General features: G+C 61.0%; 19 protein-coding genes. 10 read left to right on the top strand and 9 right to left on the bottom strand.

The features are described 5' to 3' along the window. Positions 1-33 precede the first annotated feature (33 nt). From LF599_RS16535 to LF599_RS16520, 4 genes are all read left to right on the top strand, one after another. Positions 34-504 carry a bactofilin family protein gene (locus tag LF599_RS16535; RefSeq protein ID WP_279521565.1) on the top strand — a complete coding sequence of 157 codons (471 nt, stop codon included), beginning with the start codon at positions 34-36 and terminating at the stop codon, positions 502-504. A 12-nt stretch (positions 505-516) separates the two neighbouring features. Next, complete coding sequence (locus LF599_RS16530; RefSeq protein ID WP_269940296.1) at positions 517-675, top strand: hypothetical protein; 159 nt, start codon at positions 517-519, stop codon at positions 673-675. Positions 676-859: 184 nt separating this feature from the next. Further along, positions 860-2,068, top strand: a complete 1,209-nt coding sequence (serB, locus tag LF599_RS16525; protein ID WP_279521564.1) for a phosphoserine phosphatase SerB — start codon at positions 860-862, stop codon at positions 2,066-2,068. A 222-nt stretch (positions 2,069-2,290) separates the two neighbouring features. Further along, positions 2,291-3,424 carry an AI-2E family transporter gene (locus LF599_RS16520; protein WP_279521563.1) on the top strand — a complete coding sequence of 378 codons (1,134 nt, stop codon included), beginning with the start codon at positions 2,291-2,293 and terminating at the stop codon, positions 3,422-3,424. A 107-nt stretch (positions 3,425-3,531) separates the two neighbouring features. On the opposite strand, the gene LF599_RS16515 is transcribed toward LF599_RS16520, so the two are convergent. The 8 genes from LF599_RS16515 to hflK form a co-directional block, all read right to left on the bottom strand. Then, entirely contained in the window at positions 3,532-4,155 is a 624-nt protein-coding gene (locus tag LF599_RS16515) for a LysE family translocator (RefSeq protein ID WP_269940293.1), read from the bottom strand. Positions 4,156-4,262: 107 nt separating this feature from the next. Further along, positions 4,263-5,657: a sensor histidine kinase gene (locus tag LF599_RS16510; protein WP_279521562.1), complete on the bottom strand. Its 1,395-nt coding sequence runs from the start codon at positions 5,655-5,657 to the stop codon at positions 4,263-4,265. Between the two features lie 218 nt (positions 5,658-5,875). Next, entirely contained in the window at positions 5,876-6,073 is a 198-nt protein-coding gene (locus LF599_RS16505) for a hypothetical protein (RefSeq protein ID WP_279521561.1), read from the bottom strand. A 142-nt stretch (positions 6,074-6,215) separates the two neighbouring features. Continuing rightward, entirely contained in the window at positions 6,216-7,274 is a 1,059-nt protein-coding gene (locus LF599_RS16500; protein ID WP_279521560.1) for a hypothetical protein, read from the bottom strand. Beyond that, complete coding sequence (gene panB, locus LF599_RS16495) at positions 7,275-8,162, bottom strand: 3-methyl-2-oxobutanoate hydroxymethyltransferase (RefSeq protein WP_269940288.1); 888 nt, start codon at positions 8,160-8,162, stop codon at positions 7,275-7,277. Positions 8,163-8,301: 139 nt separating this feature from the next. Then, positions 8,302-9,024 carry a LexA family transcriptional regulator gene (locus LF599_RS16490; protein WP_272701000.1) on the bottom strand — a complete coding sequence of 241 codons (723 nt, stop codon included), beginning with the start codon at positions 9,022-9,024 and terminating at the stop codon, positions 8,302-8,304. Positions 9,025-9,304: 280 nt separating this feature from the next. Continuing rightward, positions 9,305-10,156 carry a protease modulator HflC gene (hflC, locus tag LF599_RS16485; protein ID WP_279521559.1) on the bottom strand — a complete coding sequence of 284 codons (852 nt, stop codon included), beginning with the start codon at positions 10,154-10,156 and terminating at the stop codon, positions 9,305-9,307. A 13-nt stretch (positions 10,157-10,169) separates the two neighbouring features. Further along, on the bottom strand, positions 10,170-11,240 hold the full coding sequence (gene hflK, locus LF599_RS16480) for an FtsH protease activity modulator HflK (protein ID WP_279521558.1): 1,071 nt from the start codon (positions 11,238-11,240) through the stop codon (positions 10,170-10,172). 99 nt (positions 11,241-11,339) lie between these two features. Here hflK and LF599_RS16475 point away from each other — a divergent pair, with 99 nt between their 5' ends. From LF599_RS16475 to rnhA, 6 genes are all read left to right on the top strand, one after another. After that, positions 11,340-11,822, top strand: coding sequence for a YkgJ family cysteine cluster protein (locus tag LF599_RS16475; RefSeq protein WP_269940284.1), 483 nt, complete (start codon positions 11,340-11,342; stop codon positions 11,820-11,822). Then, on the top strand, positions 11,819-12,907 hold the full coding sequence (locus LF599_RS16470; protein WP_279521557.1) for an efflux RND transporter periplasmic adaptor subunit: 1,089 nt from the start codon (positions 11,819-11,821) through the stop codon (positions 12,905-12,907). The genes LF599_RS16475 and LF599_RS16470 overlap by 4 nt, the downstream gene beginning before the upstream one ends. Further along, entirely contained in the window at positions 12,907-13,605 is a 699-nt protein-coding gene (locus LF599_RS16465; RefSeq protein WP_269940283.1) for an ABC transporter ATP-binding protein, read from the top strand. The genes LF599_RS16470 and LF599_RS16465 overlap by 1 nt, the downstream gene beginning before the upstream one ends. 337 nt (positions 13,606-13,942) lie before the next feature. Next, entirely contained in the window at positions 13,943-15,172 is a 1,230-nt protein-coding gene (locus LF599_RS16460; RefSeq protein ID WP_269940282.1) for an ABC transporter permease, read from the top strand. 49 nt (positions 15,173-15,221) lie between these two features. Then, positions 15,222-15,734 (top strand): hypothetical protein, encoded by a 513-nt coding sequence (locus tag LF599_RS16455; RefSeq protein ID WP_279521556.1) that lies wholly within the window; start codon positions 15,222-15,224, stop codon positions 15,732-15,734. Then, positions 15,721-16,212, top strand: a complete 492-nt coding sequence (rnhA, locus tag LF599_RS16450; RefSeq protein ID WP_269940280.1) for a ribonuclease HI — start codon at positions 15,721-15,723, stop codon at positions 16,210-16,212. The genes LF599_RS16455 and rnhA overlap by 14 nt, the downstream gene beginning before the upstream one ends. Before the next feature lie 229 nt (positions 16,213-16,441). On the opposite strand, the gene LF599_RS16445 is transcribed toward rnhA, so the two are convergent. After that, positions 16,442-17,947 carry an APC family permease gene (locus LF599_RS16445; protein ID WP_279521555.1) on the bottom strand — a complete coding sequence of 502 codons (1,506 nt, stop codon included), beginning with the start codon at positions 17,945-17,947 and terminating at the stop codon, positions 16,442-16,444. Between the last annotated feature and the right edge of the window lie 482 nt (positions 17,948-18,429).

Below are 18,429 nucleotides of genomic sequence, written 5' to 3'. Positions count from 1 at the left end.
CCTGCCGCCCGGTAACGTGCGAGGAAAATATATATGGGCCTCTTTTCTCAAAAGAAAGCCAAGGAAAATTCTGAATTGAACGCCTTTCTGGGCGTGGGTACCGAATACAAGGGTAAACTCGAATTCGTCGGCACCGTCCGCATCGACGGCCGGTTCGAAGGCGAAATAACCACTGACGGCGTGCTTATTCTGGGCCGCAAAGCCTACATTGAGGGGATCCTTCGCGTGGGACAGCTCAACTCCTGCGGCGAGATTCGCGGCGAAGTGCACGTCAAGGAAAAGGCCGTTTTCGAAAAGACCAGCGTGCTCAAGGGGAGTCTTGACACTTCGGTGCTTGTTGTGGAACAGGGCGCATTGGTCGAAGGGGCCATACACATGACCGGCGCGGAGGGTTTGGCCTCCAAGCCCAAGGTCGTGTCCGCTAATTTTGGCGGCAGCGCCACAGAGTCCGCCGCCGACGAACCTGACGTCGCCAAGACCGGCTCCGATGACGGCGGGGCCTAATGGAGGTTTACGATGTTTGAAGTAGTTGTTGAAACCATGGGCAGGGAATACGTCTCCTTCACCACTGAAGACGTTCGCGAGGCCGAACTGATTCGGCAGCGCCATATCCGTTCTCTCACCGACGGCACGGCGTACATCCGCGAAACCAAGTCCGCAAACGACAAGAAGTAACCGGCTCGTTCCGGTTGCCCGAATGATCGGCCCGCCGACGCATTTGCGTCTGCGGGCCGACCGTTTTTCGGGCATCGGAAGGCCGTGCGAGGCCGGGAATCCCCGGCTGGGCCCATTCCAACAAGGTTTACCTCGCGGACGATATGTGAGAAGGTCCGCGCAAGTTCGCACGGGAGTTCTCTTCATGGAAAAGATCATATTGGTGCATGTGACGGGCGGCGACCGGCCCGGCCTGACGGCGGAGCTGTCCGACGTCCTGGCAAGCTACGAAGTGGATGTGCTCGACATCGGGCAGGTGGTCATCCACAACTTCCTGACCCTCGGCATCCTGATTCGCCTGCCTGCCAATTCCCAGCCGGTGCTCAAGGACCTGCTCTTCAAGGCGCATGAGCTGGGCGTGACCATGAAGCTCCACCCCCTGGATGAGGAGAAATACAACTCCTGGGTGGGCGAGGCGCACCGGCCGCGCTACATCATCACCCTGCTGTCCCGTTCGGTCTCCGCCGCGCAGATTTCCGCCATCACCAAGGTGGTTTCCGAGGCCGGGCTGAATATCGACACCATCTACCGTCTTTCCGGCCGCGTTCCCCTCGATTGCAACGATTACGAGTGCTCGCGCGGCTGCGTGGAGTTCACCGTGCGCGGCACCCCCCGCGACGTTGCCGAACTGCGCGCCAAATTCCTGGAGATATCCTCCGAGCTGATGGTCGACATCGGCTTTCAGGAGGACAACATTTTCCGTCGCAACCGCCGCCTCGTGGCCTTTGACATGGACTCCACCCTGATTCAGGCCGAGGTCATCGACGAACTGGCCAAGGAAGCGGGCGTGGGCGAGCAGGTGGCCGCCATCACCGAGTCCGCCATGCGCGGAGAGCTGGACTTCAAGCAGTCCCTGCGCAAGCGCCTTTCCCTGCTCGAAGGGCTCGACGAATCCGTGCTGCAAAAGGTCGCCGACCGCCTGCCCATGTCAGAGGGCGCGGAAACGCTCATTTCCAACCTCAAGAACGTGGGCTACAAGATCGCCATCCTGTCCGGCGGCTTCACCTATTTCGGGGAAATTCTGCGCCAGCGTTACGGCATCGACTACGTCTACGCCAACGAACTCGAAATCGTGGACGGCAAGCTCACCGGCCGGGCTGTGGGCGATATTGTAGACGCCCAGAAAAAGGCCGAGCTGCTCCAGTCCATCGCCGCCCAAGAGGGCATATCCCTGCAACAGGTCATCGCGGTGGGCGACGGCGCCAACGATCTGCCCATGCTCAATCTCGCCGGATTGGGCATCGCCTTCCACGCCAAGCCCAAGGTCAAGCAGGGCGCGCGGCAGGCCATCTCCACCCTCGGTCTCGACGCCATCCTGTTCCTCATCGGTATGCGCTCCCGCGACGTGCTGTAGTCGCCGGGAAGCGTAGAAAAGGAGAGAGGGCAGCCCTGGAAAAGGGTTGCCCTCTCTCCTTTTTCAGTCAGATTTTCCATCACTGCGAGACTATATTTCGGAGGATCGGCGCAGGACCGTCGCCGTCCGAGGCATCGTCACGGAAGTGGTCGTTGTCTAAACGGAGGAGGGCTGATAAGGACGGGGGAGATTCGAATCCTTACAGAATATGCAGGAGGGGCCATGTTCGACAACGACAAGCCGTACACCCTGGATTCCGTGGTGCGGATGGTTTTGGGGGCCGGTTTTTTCATCGGCATGGTCTGGCTGCTTGGCTATCTGTCTGGCGTGCTCGTGCCGTTCGTTGCTGCCCTGCTGGTGGCCTATCTGCTCAATCCCCTGACGTGTTCCCTTGAAAAGCGCGTGGGCAACCGGGGCGTGGCGGTGCTTCTGACCATGCTTCTGCTGGTCGTTGTCTCGGCCGCCGTAATCCTGTTGGTGGTGCCCATGATGGTGAATGAGTTCGCGCACATGGGCCAGGTCCTGTCGCGGCTGGTCTCCAACACGGAGTTGGCCGACAAGGTGGCCGCCCACCTGCCGCCGGATATCTGGGCGTGGGTGCGGGAGACCGTGCAAACGCCGGAGGTGCAGGAACTGTTCACGGCCCAGGGTGCGCTCAACGCGGCCAAAGCCGTGGCCGGAAACGTCGTCCCGGGCATTCGGGGCGTGGCCGTGGGCGCGATCAATGCCGTGGCCGGAATCTTCGGGGTGTTCGTCATCCTGCTGTACGTCATTTTCCTGCTGGCCGATTTCGGGCGTATCAAGGCCGGATGGCAGGACTATCTTCCCGCCCGGTACCGCGAAAGCGTGACGGGTTTTCTGGGCGAGTTCGAGAAGACCATGGGCCTGTATTTTCGCGGCCAGATCATCGTCTGCCTGATCGTCGGCGTGCTCATGTCCATCGGCTTCTTGCTCATCGGCCTGCCCCTTGGCCTGGTCATGGGAATGCTCATCGGCATCCTTAACATCGCCCCCTACCTGGGGGTGGCCGGGGTTATCCCGGTGCTGTTCCTGGCCGGGCTCGATTCGCTTGAGGCGGGCGAGTCCGTCTGGGTGGGCATCGGCCTCGCCATGGCGGTCATGGCCGTGGTCCAGGTCATTCAGGATGCCGTGCTGGTTCCCAAGATCCAGGGTGAGAGCCTGGGGCTTTCCCCGTGGCTCATTCTTCTTTCCCTGTCCATCTGGGGCAGGCTCCTCGGCTTTCTGGGGCTTTTGATCGCCTTGCCCATGACCTGCCTCTGCCTCTCCTATTATCGTCGTCTCCTGGCCGTGAAAGCGGTCGAAACGGCTTCTCGGCCGTCTTCCGAAACGGAGTGACGCGTCGGCCGGGCGCTTGGCGTTCCGGCACGGCCTTGTTCACTCCGTCTCATGCAGGGACGGGGCGATTTGGTCGCGTCTTGCCGGAGAAACGCCGCTGTTGACGGCTAAGTCCGCTTGAGGGCGGCGGTGAGAATGCCCGCGCCGATAAGCGAGGTGCCGCCGATCCTGTTTATGAGCCGCATGGAGCCCGGATCGGCGACGAGGCGGTGGGCCTGGACCGCGAGCAGGGCGTAGAACAGGGCCACGAGCATGGTCAGGACCTGAACCGTGAGCTCCAGAACGAGCAACTGGGGCAGATAGGGACGGTTCGGGGTGATGAACTGGGGCAGGAAGGCGCACAGGAATACGATGGCTTTGGGGTTGGTGGCCGTGACAACGCAGGCGTTGAGCAGGTGGGTTCGGCCCTTTGCGCGCCGGGCGGGTTTCGGCTCCGCGCCGGTGTCCGGGGCGGCCAGCCACGTCTTGACGCCCAGGTAGATGAGGTAAGCGGCCCCGGCCCATTTGAAGAGGGTGAACAGCTCGGCGGAAGCGGCCAGCAGCACACCCAGCCCGGCCAGGGAAGCCGCTGCGGCCACGGCGTTGCCCAGCCCCACGCCGAGAGCGAGCGGCACGGCGGCGCGCCTGCCCTGCGCCAGCGCGCTGCCTACCACCATCATCACGGTGGGGCCGGGAATGAGCAGCACCGCCACGGTGGCGGCCAGAAACACCAGATAGGTATCCCAATCCATACGGGCTCCGGGTTGCGGGAGAAACGATTCCGAATCTGACAGGACAAGCCGGCTCTTTGTCAAGCCGGGCTGCCTGTCTTCGGGATGCCCTCGCGGCTTGCGCTGGCCTAGGACCGCTCGAACGGGAGAACGAACGAGAACACGTTGCGCTGGTCGGTATGGGTGTAAGAGACCTTGCCGCCGTGCAGTTCAACCACCTGGCGGACGAAGTAGAGGCCGTGGCCGGTGCCGGGCCTGCTGGCCACGTTCTTGGCGCGGAATCCGGGCTTGAAGACCTCCAGCGGCTCCTTGAGGTCGAGCGGGTTGCCCGTGGAAGCTATCCACAGGCGGATGCCGGGTTTGTCCGGGCCAAAGAAATCGTCGACGACCTTCCAGCCGTACGACACGTGCCGCTCTTTCCTGCCGCCGTCGACCGAAGTATCTTCGGTGTATTTGAGAGCGTTGGACAACAGATTGTCCAGAACCTGTGCGATGAGTCCTCGGTCAAGGGTCAGCCGGATGACTTGATCCTCGGCGCATTCCCGGGCCAGTGAGAAGCGGATGTCCTGCTCGTCGAATCGGTGGCGGAACCGTTCGACCATCGGGTCGACCACCGTGGTGCGCAGGTTAACGTCCCGCTTGTCGAGCACGTAGCGCCCCTCCTCGAAATGCTGCCGCCTGAGCAGGGTCTCAAGGAACATCGAAGTGGACTCGTAGTGGCTGTATATTTCCTGGTACTGGGCCTCGATGCCGCCGACGATCTGCGCCAGCCGGTTGCCCTCCCGTATTTGTTCCGGGTCGGCGGCTTTGTTCATCTCCGCGAGGATGGTGGTGGTGGTCAGGTGCAACTCTTCGATCTTGCGCTTGAGCCGGTTGAAATAGAGCTTGAAGTACATGTTGGGTACGATGACGTTATGCCCGATGTCCTGAACCATGGACTTGATGAAGGCGATATGCTCGCGGTTGCGGGCCCGGATGATGCGATGGTGGAGCTGGTAGCCCACGCGGTTGACGTATTTTTCGAGGAAGAGGCGGATGTGTCCCGGGAGGCCGGAGGAGGGGCGCATCACAAAGCAGCCCAGGACGTTGTGGGGCGGTTCGAAGGTGAGCATGTCGTTGTATTCCGGGTTCCCCCGGATGGGGATGTACATGTCCTCGCCCTTGATCGTCAGGCGGTGGTTCATCACGTCGCTCCAGGGCTGAACGGACTCCTTGTCGCATTTGCCGGAGGAGCAGGCGGCCAGGGCGAAGGTCTCCTCGTCCTCCAGGATGTACATGGTCGATTCCAGGTCGAACAGGGCGTGGGGGATGGCCATGCAGACCGCGTAGAACATCTCCCGGCCGCGCATTTCCTGGGAGAGTTCGAAGAATATGTTCAGGGCGATGTTTTGCCGCCGGGAGAAGTCGTACCCGTTGTAGTCGAGAAACTTCGCCTCGATGCGTTCCACCACGAGGGCGAGGCGCTCGTCATCGGTGAGATCGAGCAGGTTGTCGTTCGGGTCGTGGTTGTTGGGATCGTTCATGCGCGTACGTCCGGGCTGTTTTGAGTATGCCGATTTGGTATATACATACGCGTTTAGGGCTATTCTGACAAGAAAAGTGGGAGCGATGAACGGAAGTACGCTGGCCCTGAAAGGGTGAAAGGGCCGCTGGCGCGGCCCTTTCAGGGGTTGGAGGTCTGCTTTTGAGGAGGGGTTTTGAGGTTAGAAACTGCTTTTCAAGGGAGGTATGGTATATGCTATCAGGCCTGATCGTCGTACCGTTTGATCCAGACGGGATGGGGGGTTGTCGTCCGGACGGGCACGGGAACACGGGCCGTAAAGCCGTTGTCTTCCCCGTCTTCCCGGACGCCGGGGGCGGCGTCCGGGTCGGTGAGGAGGGGCCGCCGCAACAACACGACGGCCAGGATGATGAGAGTGACGGTAACTGCATCAATCATGACTTGCTTTAAGCATAGGGCGTGCCAAACTTTTCAAGTCAATAATTACAGCTGGTTGGGTACTAGTTGCATGTTCAACGTTTGTGCAATGTGATGTGCATTGCACAAAAAAATGTGCAGCGTTGCACAATGTGAACGGGGATCAGTTCATTATAAGGGCGTAGACAGTACCCACCAGGGCGATGGTCAGGCTGCGGGAAACCTGATTGTAGAGAATCAGCTTGAAGGCCATGCGCGGACGGAAGATGCCCGCGTAGTAGGGAAATTGGTGGCGGAAGGCGCGTACGGGCGAGGAGAGCACGTTCCCGAGCATGAGCGCGAGAATAACCTGGACCTGGGTAAGGCTGGTGTCGGCGATGAGCGCACTGGCCACGGCCAATCCCGCGGTGAACTCGGCGGCCATGTGAAAGGCCACGATGGACAGGGCTTCGGGCGGCAGGAAGGTGAACAGCGGGATGCCGTCAGCCATGGCCGACTGTATCCAGGCGAACATGCCGAGCTGTTTGAGCACGAAGAACAGGGTGTAGATGGGGCAGGTGAGATAGAGAATCTTTGGCAGCCGTTTGGTGAACCTTCGCCAGGCTTGCCTGAGCGCCTTGGACAGGGTGGCCGAGAGGCGGCGCCGGACGATGAGCAGCACCTTGACGGGCCGCCGCCGGAACGCCCGCGAGGTGATCTTCGTCCCGGACTTGTTCCATTGGTCGTTGATCTCGGAAAGCCTGCACGGCAGGCACCCCTCGGGCAGGGGCGGGAGCAGGAATTTGCCCGCGAAGACGATGCCCATGGTCCGGAGCACCGACGCGAGCGCGGTCAGGCCCACATAGGTGTAGGCGGCAGAGCCGATGAACGGGCTGGCGATGAAGAATATGGTCGGCAGGTGCAGAAAGTAGGTGGGCAGGGAGTTGAACAGGTTGGAGAGGACCAGTTCCCGGTCCGACAGTTCGCCTTTTTCATGGGCTTCGGCGAGCATGGTGTTGGCCGTGAGCCCCGAGAAAAAGGCCATGGTGAAGCTCGCCGCCGAGATGTCCTTGAGCCGGGCGCGCCGCGCCAGCGGATCGGCCAGCTTGGCGGCATACCGGGTCCAGCGCAGGGACTCGATGAGGATGCCCACCATCAGGGCCACGGAGATATAGAACGTCAGTCTGATGAGCGGCCAGAACAGGCCGTTCCAGAGCACCGGCCAGGAGAAGTCGAGGGTCATCTACTTCTTTCTGGGTTTGATCTTGATCTTGCGGACCTGGGCGACCTCGTCGCTGGGCATGTAGAAGGTGTTCTTGTCGCCGGGGAAGGTGGTGCGCCGGACTTCCGCGCAATACAGTTCCACGGCCTTGCGCGACGCCTCGCCCAATTCGGCGAAGCGGCGGACGAACTTGGGCGTGAACCTGTCGAACAGGCCCAGTGCGTCGTGGTAGACCAGAATCTGGCCGTCAGTCACGTTGCCTGCGCCGATGCCGATGGTCGGGATGGTCACGGCCTCGGTGATGACCTGGGCCGCCTCCACGGGCATGGCCTCCAGGACCACGCAGAATGCTCCGGCGGCCTCGACGGCCTGTGCGTCCTCGACGAGCACGCGGGTGGCCTCGGCGGATTTGCCCTGGGCTTTGAATCCACCGAATCTGGCGAGGTGCTGAGGGGTCAGGCCAACGTGGGCCATGACCGGCACGCCCGCTTCGGTCAGGGCGGTGATTTGCGGGACCACGGTTCGGCCGCCTTCGAGTTTGACCGCCTTGGCGCCGCCTTCGCTCATGAGACGGTGGGCGGTTTCCAGCGCCCGGTCCACGGTGGCGAACGACATGAACGGCATGTCGGCCACGAGCAACGCGCGTTTGACGCCCCTTGCCGCCGCCCTGGTGTGGTGGACCATCTCGTCCACGGTCACGGACAGGGTGTCCTCGCGGCCGAGCACGACCATGGCCACGGAGTCGCCCACCAGAACGAGATCCACGCCCGCCTGGTCGGCGATGAGCCCGGACGGATAATCGTAGGCGGTCATGCAGCAGATCTTCGCTCCGCCCTTCATGCCCTGGATGACGGGGGCGGTGACGGGCTTGGCCTTGGCCTGTGTGGTGGGCTTCTCTGAGGTAGTCATGGCCCGGAGAGTAGGGCCGCTTGCGGTCCCAAGTCAAGGGGGGCGTGCACCCGTAGAGGCCTACGGCGCTTCGACCGCAAAAAAAGACCGCCCGGCGAACGGGCGGTCTTTTTTTGCTTGGTGCGGATTGGGCCCGGATTTACATGGGGGCGAGGTTCTGGAGCACCCAGATGACTCGACCGACAGTGCGGTCGTTCATTTCTTCGGCAGGAATGGTCAGGTCGGAATACTGTTCGTTGTCGGCCTTGAGCAGGAAGGTGTCGCCCTGATGGAAGACTCGGCGGATGGTCAGTCCCTGGTGGGGGAAGTGGACCGCGCACAGATCGCCGTCGGGGTGTTCGCTCTGGTCGCGGTCGATGCCGACGAAAGCGCCGCGCGTGATGACCGGATCCATGCTCGCGGAATCAACTTTCACCACCAGCAGTTTGGGGCGGCAGAAGGATTCGGGCACGGACAGCTCTTCGATGGGCTTCGGTTCCCACTCGGCGGCATCCTTGTCGGCGCCCGCCATGGTGGAGACGGCGACAAGGCGGCCGCGGGAGTTCATCCGGCCGTAGGGGGCCGGGGTCTCGCGGAGCAGGGTGTCGGCCGGGACCTTGGCCTTGTCGGCATTGATGTAGACGGGCTCCACGCCTTCGGACAACCAGTCGGGGTCCAGGCCGTGGCTGCGGTACAGTTTCAGGAACCAGTCGGCGGGGATAGAGCAGCGGCGCTTGGCGTCTGAAATGCTGGACTGGCGAACGTCGAGCACCTCGGCCAATTGGACCTGGGTACGTGCCCCGGTCGCCTTCTTGATGCGTTCAAGGGCTTCCTCAAACCACTTGAGTTGCGCTTCGTCACATCTCCGTTTCTTCTTGGGCATAGTTGCTCCTTAACAAATGATGGCGGCATGAAGAGACTCTCCCCCTATTATCGGAGTAACGTAGCTTCTGTATGCCGTCCAGTATATTTTTTCAATGGGGGGCATCCCCCGTACCAAACAATAGGTTTCGCCGTTTTTTGACGAGTAGGGAAAATCTCCCGGGGACTTTGGGAGAATCTCCCGATAATGTCAATGATATCGTTTAAGGTTATTTTTGGCAAAAGAAAAAGGATGTGGCCGTTGTGTGACCACATCCTCAATTAACAGGGGGGTGTTTTTATCATTGAAGGTGTTTTAGGAAGGGGCTTTTTGGCGTCAATATGAACCTGGTATTCTTACCGAATCCGTTACGGTAGGCTTCAAGGCTGCGGGTGAATTCGTAGAAGTCGGGAGATTGCCCCAAAGCGTCCGCATAGATTTTGGTCGCCTGGGCATCGCCTTCGCCTCGAATAATTTCGGCCTGTTTTCCGGCGTCGGCCAGGATGATGGCGCGTTCCTTGTCGGCATTGGCCTTGATCTTGGCGGAGGCCTCCTGGCCCTCGGAGCGGTACTGCTTGGCCTGACGTTCACGCTCGGCCTTCATGCGTCCGAAGATGGACCGGGCGTTTTCGGCGGGCAGGTCGGTGCGCTTGATGCGCACGTCCAGCACCTCGATGCCGTAGGGCATGAGCAGTTCCTTGGACCGTGCGGTCACCATGTCCATGATCTCCTGCCGCTTGTGCGAGACGACCTCGATCAGGGTGTAGCGGCCCAGGGCCACGCGAAGCTGCGAGCGGACGATGTCGTCCAGCCGGGCGCGGGCGCCCTGGATGGTGCGCACCTTGGTGTAGAAAGTCAGAGGATCGATGATCTTCCATTTGGTGTAGGAGTCAACGTTCATGTACTTCTTGTCCGTGGTGGTGATCTCTTCAGGCTTGGCGTCGAAGTCCAGGATGCGCGCGTCGAAGAAGACCACGGTCTGGATCAAGGGCATTTTGAAGTGCAGGCCGGGGTCGAGTGCCTTGTCCCCGACGGGACGACCGAGCTGGATGACGATGGCCTGCTGGGTCTGGTCCACGGTGAAGGCCGCGGAAGTCAGCACAAAGGCGCCGAGTATGATGGCGACGGCGAATATGATGGTCGTTTTTTTCATATCGAGTCTCCCCTTATTGAGCTTCCTTGGGAGCGGCCCGGCGGGGCTGCTTGTCCAGGGGGAGATAGGGTATAGATTGCTTCAGGGCGTCTTCGGACATGACCAGTTTTTCCGTGTCGGGATTGGACAGGATTGTCTCCATGGCCTCCAGATAGAGTCGTTCGCGCGTGATGTCCTTGGCCTTCCGGTATTCGGTCAGCACGGCCAGGAACCGGGCGGCGTCACCTTCGGAGCGGCGGACCTTGGCCTCCTTGTAGGCCAGGGCGGCGTTGACGATGCGGGACGCCTCGCCGCGCGCCTTGGGCAGGATGTCGCGCTGGTAGGCTTCGGCCTCGTTGATGAAGCGGCTCTTGTCCTCGCGCGCGCTAGCCACGTCTTTGAACGCCTCGATGACCTCATCCGGCGGATGCACGTTCTGCATCTGTACCGCGACCACGGACAACCCTGTCTGGTAGTTGTCCAGGATGCGCTGCATCAGCTCGCGGGTCTGGACCTGGATTTCCTGTTTTCCGGTGGTCAGGGCGTCGTCGATCTTGCCGTTGCCGATGACTTCGCGCATGGCCGCTTCGCCCGCATGGGCCAGGGTCTGTTCGGGGTCGTTGACGTTGAACAGGTAGTGCTCGGCGTCCTTGATAAGGTATTGGACGATGAACTGCACCGAGACGATGTTCTCGTCGCCGGTGAGCATCAGGGATTCTTCCTTTACCTCGCGGCTGACGCCCTGCTGGAAGCTTTGCGTCAGGGGGCGTCCAACGGACCTGAAACCGAATTCCACGCGGCGGATTTGCGTCACCTTCGGAGTGAGAACGCTTTCCACAGGATATGGAATATGGTAATTTGGACCAGCCGTGGTGATACGGTTGAACTTGCCGAACTGTTTGACCACGCCGACCTCATCGGGTTCAACTATGTAGAACCCGCTGGCGATCCAGAGGAGGACGAGGATAGGAAGGACGAGTTTCCAACCGGGCAGTTTAAACTTCTTCAGTTTGTCGAACTGCTCCTGAAAATCGTCGAAGCTCGGCGGCTTGCCGCCGGGGCGCCCCTGTTGCTGCTTTTGTAATTTGTCCCAATCCCAATTCATAATGACACACAAGTAGGCACATTGCGTGAGCAGGTCAAGAAGAGCCGAAGGAAAAAGCATTGAAAACGGTACATGGGACAAAAAAAGGAGCCTGGGCGCATGGCCCTCACTGATCGCCTGACCGGCCTCTTTCGCCGCTTTCGGTCTTTCGTCCTCCGCCGCGAGGTGGAGGTGGTCGGACATTGCCTCTGTTGCGGCCGGTGTTGCCGGTCCATCCGCCTGAGCGAGGAAGGCCGTTGGCTGCGACATGTTTCCGAGTTCGAAAGGCTGGTGATCGAGGCCCCGGGGCTGGGCCGCTTTGTCCCCCTGAAGCGTGACGAGCAGGGGTTCCTGACCTTCGACTGCACCATGCTTGGCGAGGACAATCTCTGCATCCGTCATGGGTCCCGTCTCTCTTTATGTAGAAATTATCCGTCCAAATCGCTATATTACCAGGGCGGCCGGACTCTCAAAGGGTGCGGCTACTCTTACAGGGCCGTGACGTTTCGCGATGTGCTGCTTGGCCGCAAACCGCTCAAACCCTCCGATTTCTCCGCCGCCCTGCGCCGGGAGATCGAACAGGAACAAGACAACCGGAAATGAAAAAACTCATATTCATTCTCATTGCGGCGATTCTGACCGGAGGCGGCGTCTGGTACTTCACTGCGGGCCAATCCGCCGAAAAGATCAAGGTTCTCAAGACCGATAGGGTCAAACGTGGGAGCGTCTCCAAGGTCCTGGAGGCCACCGGCATCGTCAAGGCCCAGGTGGGCGCGCAGGTCAAGATCGGCGCGCAGGCCACGGGCGTGCTCGAATCCGTGCCCGTCAAGGTCGGCGAGCACGTGAGGAAGGGCGAGCTTGTCGCCAGGATCGACGGCCGCGAACTCAAGGCGCGCATCGCCGAGGCCAAAGCCAATCTGGACCTGGCGCGGGCAAAGCTCGAATACATGGAGAAGAATCTCCCGCGCAAGCGCACCCTGGTCCAGAAGCGGCTTGAAGCGCAGGACTCCCTGGACGTGGCCACGCAGGACGCCGAAATGGCCCGCTTCAGCGTTGCGGCGGCCAAGGCGAAGCTCGATACCCTCAAGGTCCAGCTTTCCTACACCAGCATCTATTCGCCCATCGACGGCGTGGTCAGCCAGGTGGCCGCGCAGGAGGGCGAGACCATCGTGTCCGGCCTGTCCGTGTCCAATCTCATCACCGTGCTCAACCCGGAAAAGCTCGAAATGTGGATATACGTGGACGAGACCGATGTGGGCCGCGTCAAGCCGGGCCTGGCCGTGCGCTACACCGTGGACGCATACCGGAACAAGGTTTTCGAGGGCGTGGTGGACCGTATCTACCCCGAGCCCGAAATCCGCGACAACATCGTCTACTACCGCACCCTGGTCGAGGTCACCCGCGAACAGGCCGACTTCCTGCGACCCGAAATGACCACCCAGTGCAAGATCATCGTTCAGACCAAGGACGACGTCCTGACCGTTCCCAACAACGCCCTCAAATGGGTCAAGGACCGCCAGGTCTGTTTCCGTGTGACCGATCCGAACCGGGAACCCGAGGAGGTCGCTCCCAAGCTCGGTCTCATCGGCCTGGAGAACTCCGAGATCACTGAAGGGCTGTCCGAGGGCGACGTGGTCGCCACGCAGCTCGTCCTGCCCGGCGCCAAGGTCGGCAAAAAGGGCCTGTGATGACCTCGGCCATCTCCCTCGACGGGATCACCAAGACCTTCTTCCAAGGGAAGGACGACGAGACCCGGCCCGGCATCGAGGTCCTCAAGGGCATCACCCTGGACGTCGCTTCCGGCGAGTTCATCGCCCTGCAAGGCACCTCGGGATCGGGCAAGTCCACCCTGCTGCATATCATAGGCCTGCTCGATCGGCCCACGGCGGGAACCTACCATCTTCTCGGCCACGACACCTCGCATCTGGACGACGACCAACAGTCCGACCTGCGCAACAAGGCCCTAGGGTTCGTGTTCCAGTCGTTCTACCTCATCTCCTATGCCACCGCGCTTGAAAACGTTATCCTCCCCGGCCTTTATTCCGGCAGGCCGCGCAGTGAACTGGTCGTCCGCGCCGAGTCGCTGCTGGATCGGGTGGGACTGGCCGACCGCATGAACTTCAAGCCCTCGCGCCTGTCCGGCGGCCAGCAGCAGCGCGTTGCCATGGCCCGCGCCATGCTCAACAAACCGCGCATCCTTCTGGCCGACGAACCCACCGGCCAGCTCGACTCCACCACATCGGGAGACATCATGAAGCTCTTTCACGATGTGCACGACGCCGGACAAACCATCGTCCTCGTCACCCACGACGAGGACGTGGCCAGTGAAGCGGGCCGCATCATCCGCCTGCACGACGGGCGCATAGCGGAGGATGTGACGGTGTAACTGGAAAAGAAATGCCTCCGGCGGCCGGGGCGCTGCCCCGGACCCCGCGAGGGAACCTTTTGAAAAAGGTTCCCTGGACCCTCCAAAACTTTTTGTGCCGCCTTCGGCGGGGGGCGCAATGGCTGGAAGGATACACGCAAGGCGCGTCTTTACGAAATGGCCCGGATAAACAACGTATAGATCGGAACGAAAAACTCGGATCATCTCCTCTCCGCGAAGCGGCCCAAAAAGTTTTGGAAGGGAAAGGGGATGGGGGTTCGGGGGAAGGGGAAAGGGAAAGCCCTTTTCAAAGGGTTTCCCTTTCCCCTTCCCCCGGCCGCCGGAGGCACCAAAAAAAATGATGCGGACCTTGACCAGAGTGGTGAGCATGGGCTTGGAAGCTGTTTGGGCTTTCAAGTTGCGGTCCATCTTTGTCATTTTGGGCGTTGCATTCGGAATCGCCTCGCTGACTTTGATCGTGACGGCGGTGGACGGCGCGAACCGCAAGGCGTTGGAGATGGTGGACATGTTCGGGCCGGACGCGGCGTTGGTATTCGGCGGCAATTTCCAGAAGCGCGCGGTCGGTATGCGCACGCTGACCTTGAGCCGGGACGACGCGGAGCGCATCCGGGCGTCGCTGCCGGGCGCGTATCAGGTGCTGCCCATGCGGGCTCGGGGCAGCCAGACGGTGAAAGCGGGCAACCGGAGCTGTCAGGACGTGGTCATCGTGGGCACCTACGAGAACTACTCCCAGGCGTGGAACTGGCCGCTGAGCGAGGGACGGGACCTTTCGGCCGAGGACGAGCGCATCGGCGCCAAGGTGGCGCTGATCGGCGAGACGCCTTCGCGGGAGCTGTTCGGGGATGAGTCGCCGGTGGGGCGGGTCATGTATGTCTCGGGCATCCCGTTCCAGGTGGTGGGCAAGCTTTCCTACCGGGGCGTGACCTCGGGCGGAGGCGGCGATGTGGACAACAGGATCATCATCCCCCTGTCCACCATGGTTCAGCGGTACAATCTGGACCGAAAGTATTTCCGGGCGTTGCGGGTCAAGTTCGCGGAGCCGGATTATATGGCCGCGCACACCGAGAACCTGCGTTCCCTGCTTCGGCACCTGCACCACCTGAAGCCGGAGGACGACGATGACTTCACCATCCTGACGGCCGACGAGGTGCTCAAGTTCCTGGCCATCTTCAAGGGCGGGCTGACCATTTTCCTGGGCGTGACCGCAGGCATCGCCGTGCTGGTGGGCGGCTTCGTCCTGGCCAATCTCTTTTCCATATCGGTTTCGGAGCGGGCGGAGGAGATCGGTCTGAAAAAGGCCATGGGCGCGCGCAATTCGGCGATCATGCTGCAATTCCTCGTGGAGGCGTGCGCCCTGACCATGCTCGGCGGCGTGCTCGGGCTGTTCCTCGGGCTGGGGCTCGGTCAATTCCTGTCGCGGCTGGACATCCTGACCATTCAGTTCTCCTGGAAGGCGTTTTTCATGGCCCTGGCCGGATCGCAGGCCGTGGGGCTGGTCTTCGGCCTCAAGCCCGCCCGGCAGGCCGCTTCGCTTGATCCCATCCAGGCCCTTCGCGGCGAGGGGTAGCCCGGCTTCCGTGCTTGCCTCAATGCCGCCCAGACGATAGAGAGCAGCCATGCGTATCAATATCCCCAGAGTGCACGGGTCCACGCCCAAGGAGAAGCTTGTCCGCTCCCTTGCGCTGATTCTTGTCTTCGTCGCCGTAATATGGGCGTTCATGAAGAACAATGAGCGCGTGGTGGAGGTGCTCAATCAGGCCAGCGCCGTTTATGATGAAACGGGCGTCCTGACCAAGGACGAGAAGAAGATGATCGTGTCCTTCACGGGAGCCCTGCGCGACAAGTGGGGGCTTGAGTGCCGGATACAGGTCTACGCCGGTGATTTCGTGGTGCCGCACCTGGACGACAAGACCATGTACATCGGGCTCGCGCCCGCCATCGACGTGGTCGAGCTGCGGTTTCCCCCGATCGTGCGCAAGGCTCTCGGCAAGGAATTCACAGAGTCTCTCAGGACCACCTTCCTGCTTCCTTCCTTCAAGGACGGCGGATGGCCCATGGCCATTCAGGAAGTGCTGGTTGAAATAATCAAAAAACTCGATTCATTGAACAAGGAGAATGGCAGTGAGTGATCGCGTGACCATGTATACGGACGGTTCCTGCCTGGGCAATCCCGGCCCCGGCGGCTACGGCGCGGTCCTCATCCACGGCGAATACAAGGGCGAAAAGGGCGACAACTACAAGGAGCTTGCTCAGGGTTTCAAGCGGACCACCAACAACCGCATGGAGCTGCTTGCCGTCATCGAGGGGCTGTCCGTGCTCACCCGTGCCTGCACCGTGGACCTCTGGACAGACTCCAAATACGTCCAGCAGGCCATCACCCAACGCTGGCTCAAGAACTGGCAGCGCAACGGCTGGAAAACCGCCGCGAAAAAGCCGGTCAAGAACCAGGATCTCTGGCGGAAGCTGCTTCCGCTAATTGAAAAACACGACGTCAATTTTCACTGGGTCAAGGGCCACGCGGGCCATCTGTTCAACGAGCGCGTGGACGATCTGGCCAGAAACGCCGCCTCGGGCAGGGATCTGCTTGAGGACGAAGGGATGGAGTAGGGACCGCCGCCCGAGGGCGGAGCGAATCTTCCCGCATTCGGATGCCGTCCATCCGGGCGGGAGCCGGAGACCGCTCTTTTTCCGGCCGTCCTTGATGAGATCGCCTTGCATGTTGTGACGCCGTTTCCCGGAGGAGGCGGCCTGGACAAATAACGACGCCCCCGTCTGCTTACGCAGGCGGGGGCGGTGTTGTTTGGCGGGGTGAGAGGTGCCGAGGAGGAGACAGTGGTTAGTCGGCCTGGGCCTGAACCTCCACTTCGGGGGAACGGCTCTTGAAGAAGACGGGGATGTCCTTGCGGCCGAGGATGCTCTCGCGCAGGTCGGATTCGGACAGCTTCGCCCACTCGCCCCTGTTGGAGAAGTAGAAGAAGACGCCCATGCCGACCCAGGAGACCATGCACCAGCGGGATGCTTCGCTGATGTAGGCGGGGGAGCCGGGGATGAGGAGCAGCACGATGCACAGTACGGAAGCGATGGTGCCCATGGTGCAGCAGAACAGGCTCAGCGCCCGGTTCTCGATGCCCATGCTACCGAGGATGACGCGGCGCGCGGCGAGGCAGGAGAACAGGTAGCCGATGCCGGTTCCGACGGAGCTCATGTCAACGATCCAGACGATGACGGAACGGCCCGCGAAGGGAGTCAGCAGCACGATGGCGATGGTGAACAGGATGGCCTTGTAGGGCGAACGGTACTTGGGATGGATGTCGCCGAACCATGCGGGCAGGATGCGGCCTCGGGACATGCTGAGCAGCAGTCGGGAGGTGGCGATGTAGAAACCGTTGATGCCGGTGCAGACCGCGCCCATGACGGCGCAGGCCAGGATCACGGCGCCAAGCTTGCCGAAGGCCATGGAGGCGACTTCGCCGGTGGCCCAGGCGGTTCCGCCCGCGGCGCGCATGGCGTCCATCTTGGCCAGCATGTCGGGATACGGGATGGCGATGCCGACGGCCAGCGTCACCAGGGCGTAGAGCACCAGGCCGCACAGGATGGCGATAATCATGAGGTTGCGGGCGCGGGAAGGTTCGAAGGTGAATTCCTCGGCGGCCTGCGGCACGGTGTCAAATCCCGCGAACAGGAAGGGGGAGATGGCGAAGATGATGAGGACGCAGGAGAAGGCGGAGCGGTGCTCGGCGAAAAGCGGCAGCAGATTGGCGGGTTGGGCGGTTTCCAGGGAAGCGGCTCCCGTGAACAGGGAGCAGATGCCGACGACGAGCAGGAAGGTGAGAACGACCTGGAATTTGCCCGCGAAGGTGGTTCCCCGGTAGTTCATCCAGCCGAACAGCAGTGTGGCCGCGGTCATGAGCAGGACTTCGCCGGTGTACACGTCCCATCCGGCGATCGAATACAATGGGCCGAATTCGAAGACTCCCGGGAAAAGGAATCGGAAAATCAGGGCCAGCGCGGCCACGTCAATGCCGATGATGGCGATGTAGCCGAGCACGAGCGCCCAGCCGCAGATGAAGGCCGCCGACGGGCCGAACCCGACGTAGGCATATGCGAAAGCGCCGCCGGCGACCGGGGCGTATTTGATCATGTAGCTGTAGCAGACAGCCACGAAACAGATGAGAAAGGCGCCAACCGTGAAGCCGATGAGTGTGCCGAGAACGCCGGCCTGCGGCAGGAACATGTCTCCGGGCAGTACAAAACATCCCCAACCGACGATAGACCCGAGGGCCAGTGCCCAAACCTGGGCGGGGGAAAGGGATTTATTCAGTTCCAACTGTTCTTGTGACATAGATCATCTCTCAAATTTAATGAGTTTTCGGCAGCCTTGGCCCCGGTTTCGGGGCGGACCCGCTTTCCGGCAGCGCGCTTTTCCTCGTAGCGTCTGCCCGCAAGGCCCCTGCCGATGGCTCCGTATCGTGAGCTCACGGTGCCTGTCGGGCCGCGCTTTTCCTGAAACCTATCAGGCCGAGCGCGGCTTTATCCGCAACTACAGAGGGCGAACGAAACCTCTGCATCACTAATCCGAACCTCCTGAAAACAACCTCACGTGTTGTTGCTTCAAAGAAAAGCAAATTGGGTGCCAATACGTGAAATTCTTCACCATCTAACTAACTCATTAAAATAGCTTATGATCGAAAGAGTATTTACTTGTGTGCCGATGTCTTTGACGGGTAAAAATTTATCTTTTTTTGTAAAAATTTTTATTTTTTGCAAAATTCTCTTGTCTCGCCCCTCAATGGCCCGAGGCGAAATGGAGGTTGGCTGATGATT

This window comes from Pseudodesulfovibrio thermohalotolerans (assembly GCF_021353295.2).
GTDB classification, from domain to species: domain Bacteria; phylum Desulfobacterota; class Desulfovibrionia; order Desulfovibrionales; family Desulfovibrionaceae; genus Pseudodesulfovibrio; species Pseudodesulfovibrio thermohalotolerans.
The sequence above is the reverse complement of the archived record's forward strand: the minus strand, read 5'-3'. Positions and strand labels throughout refer to the sequence as shown.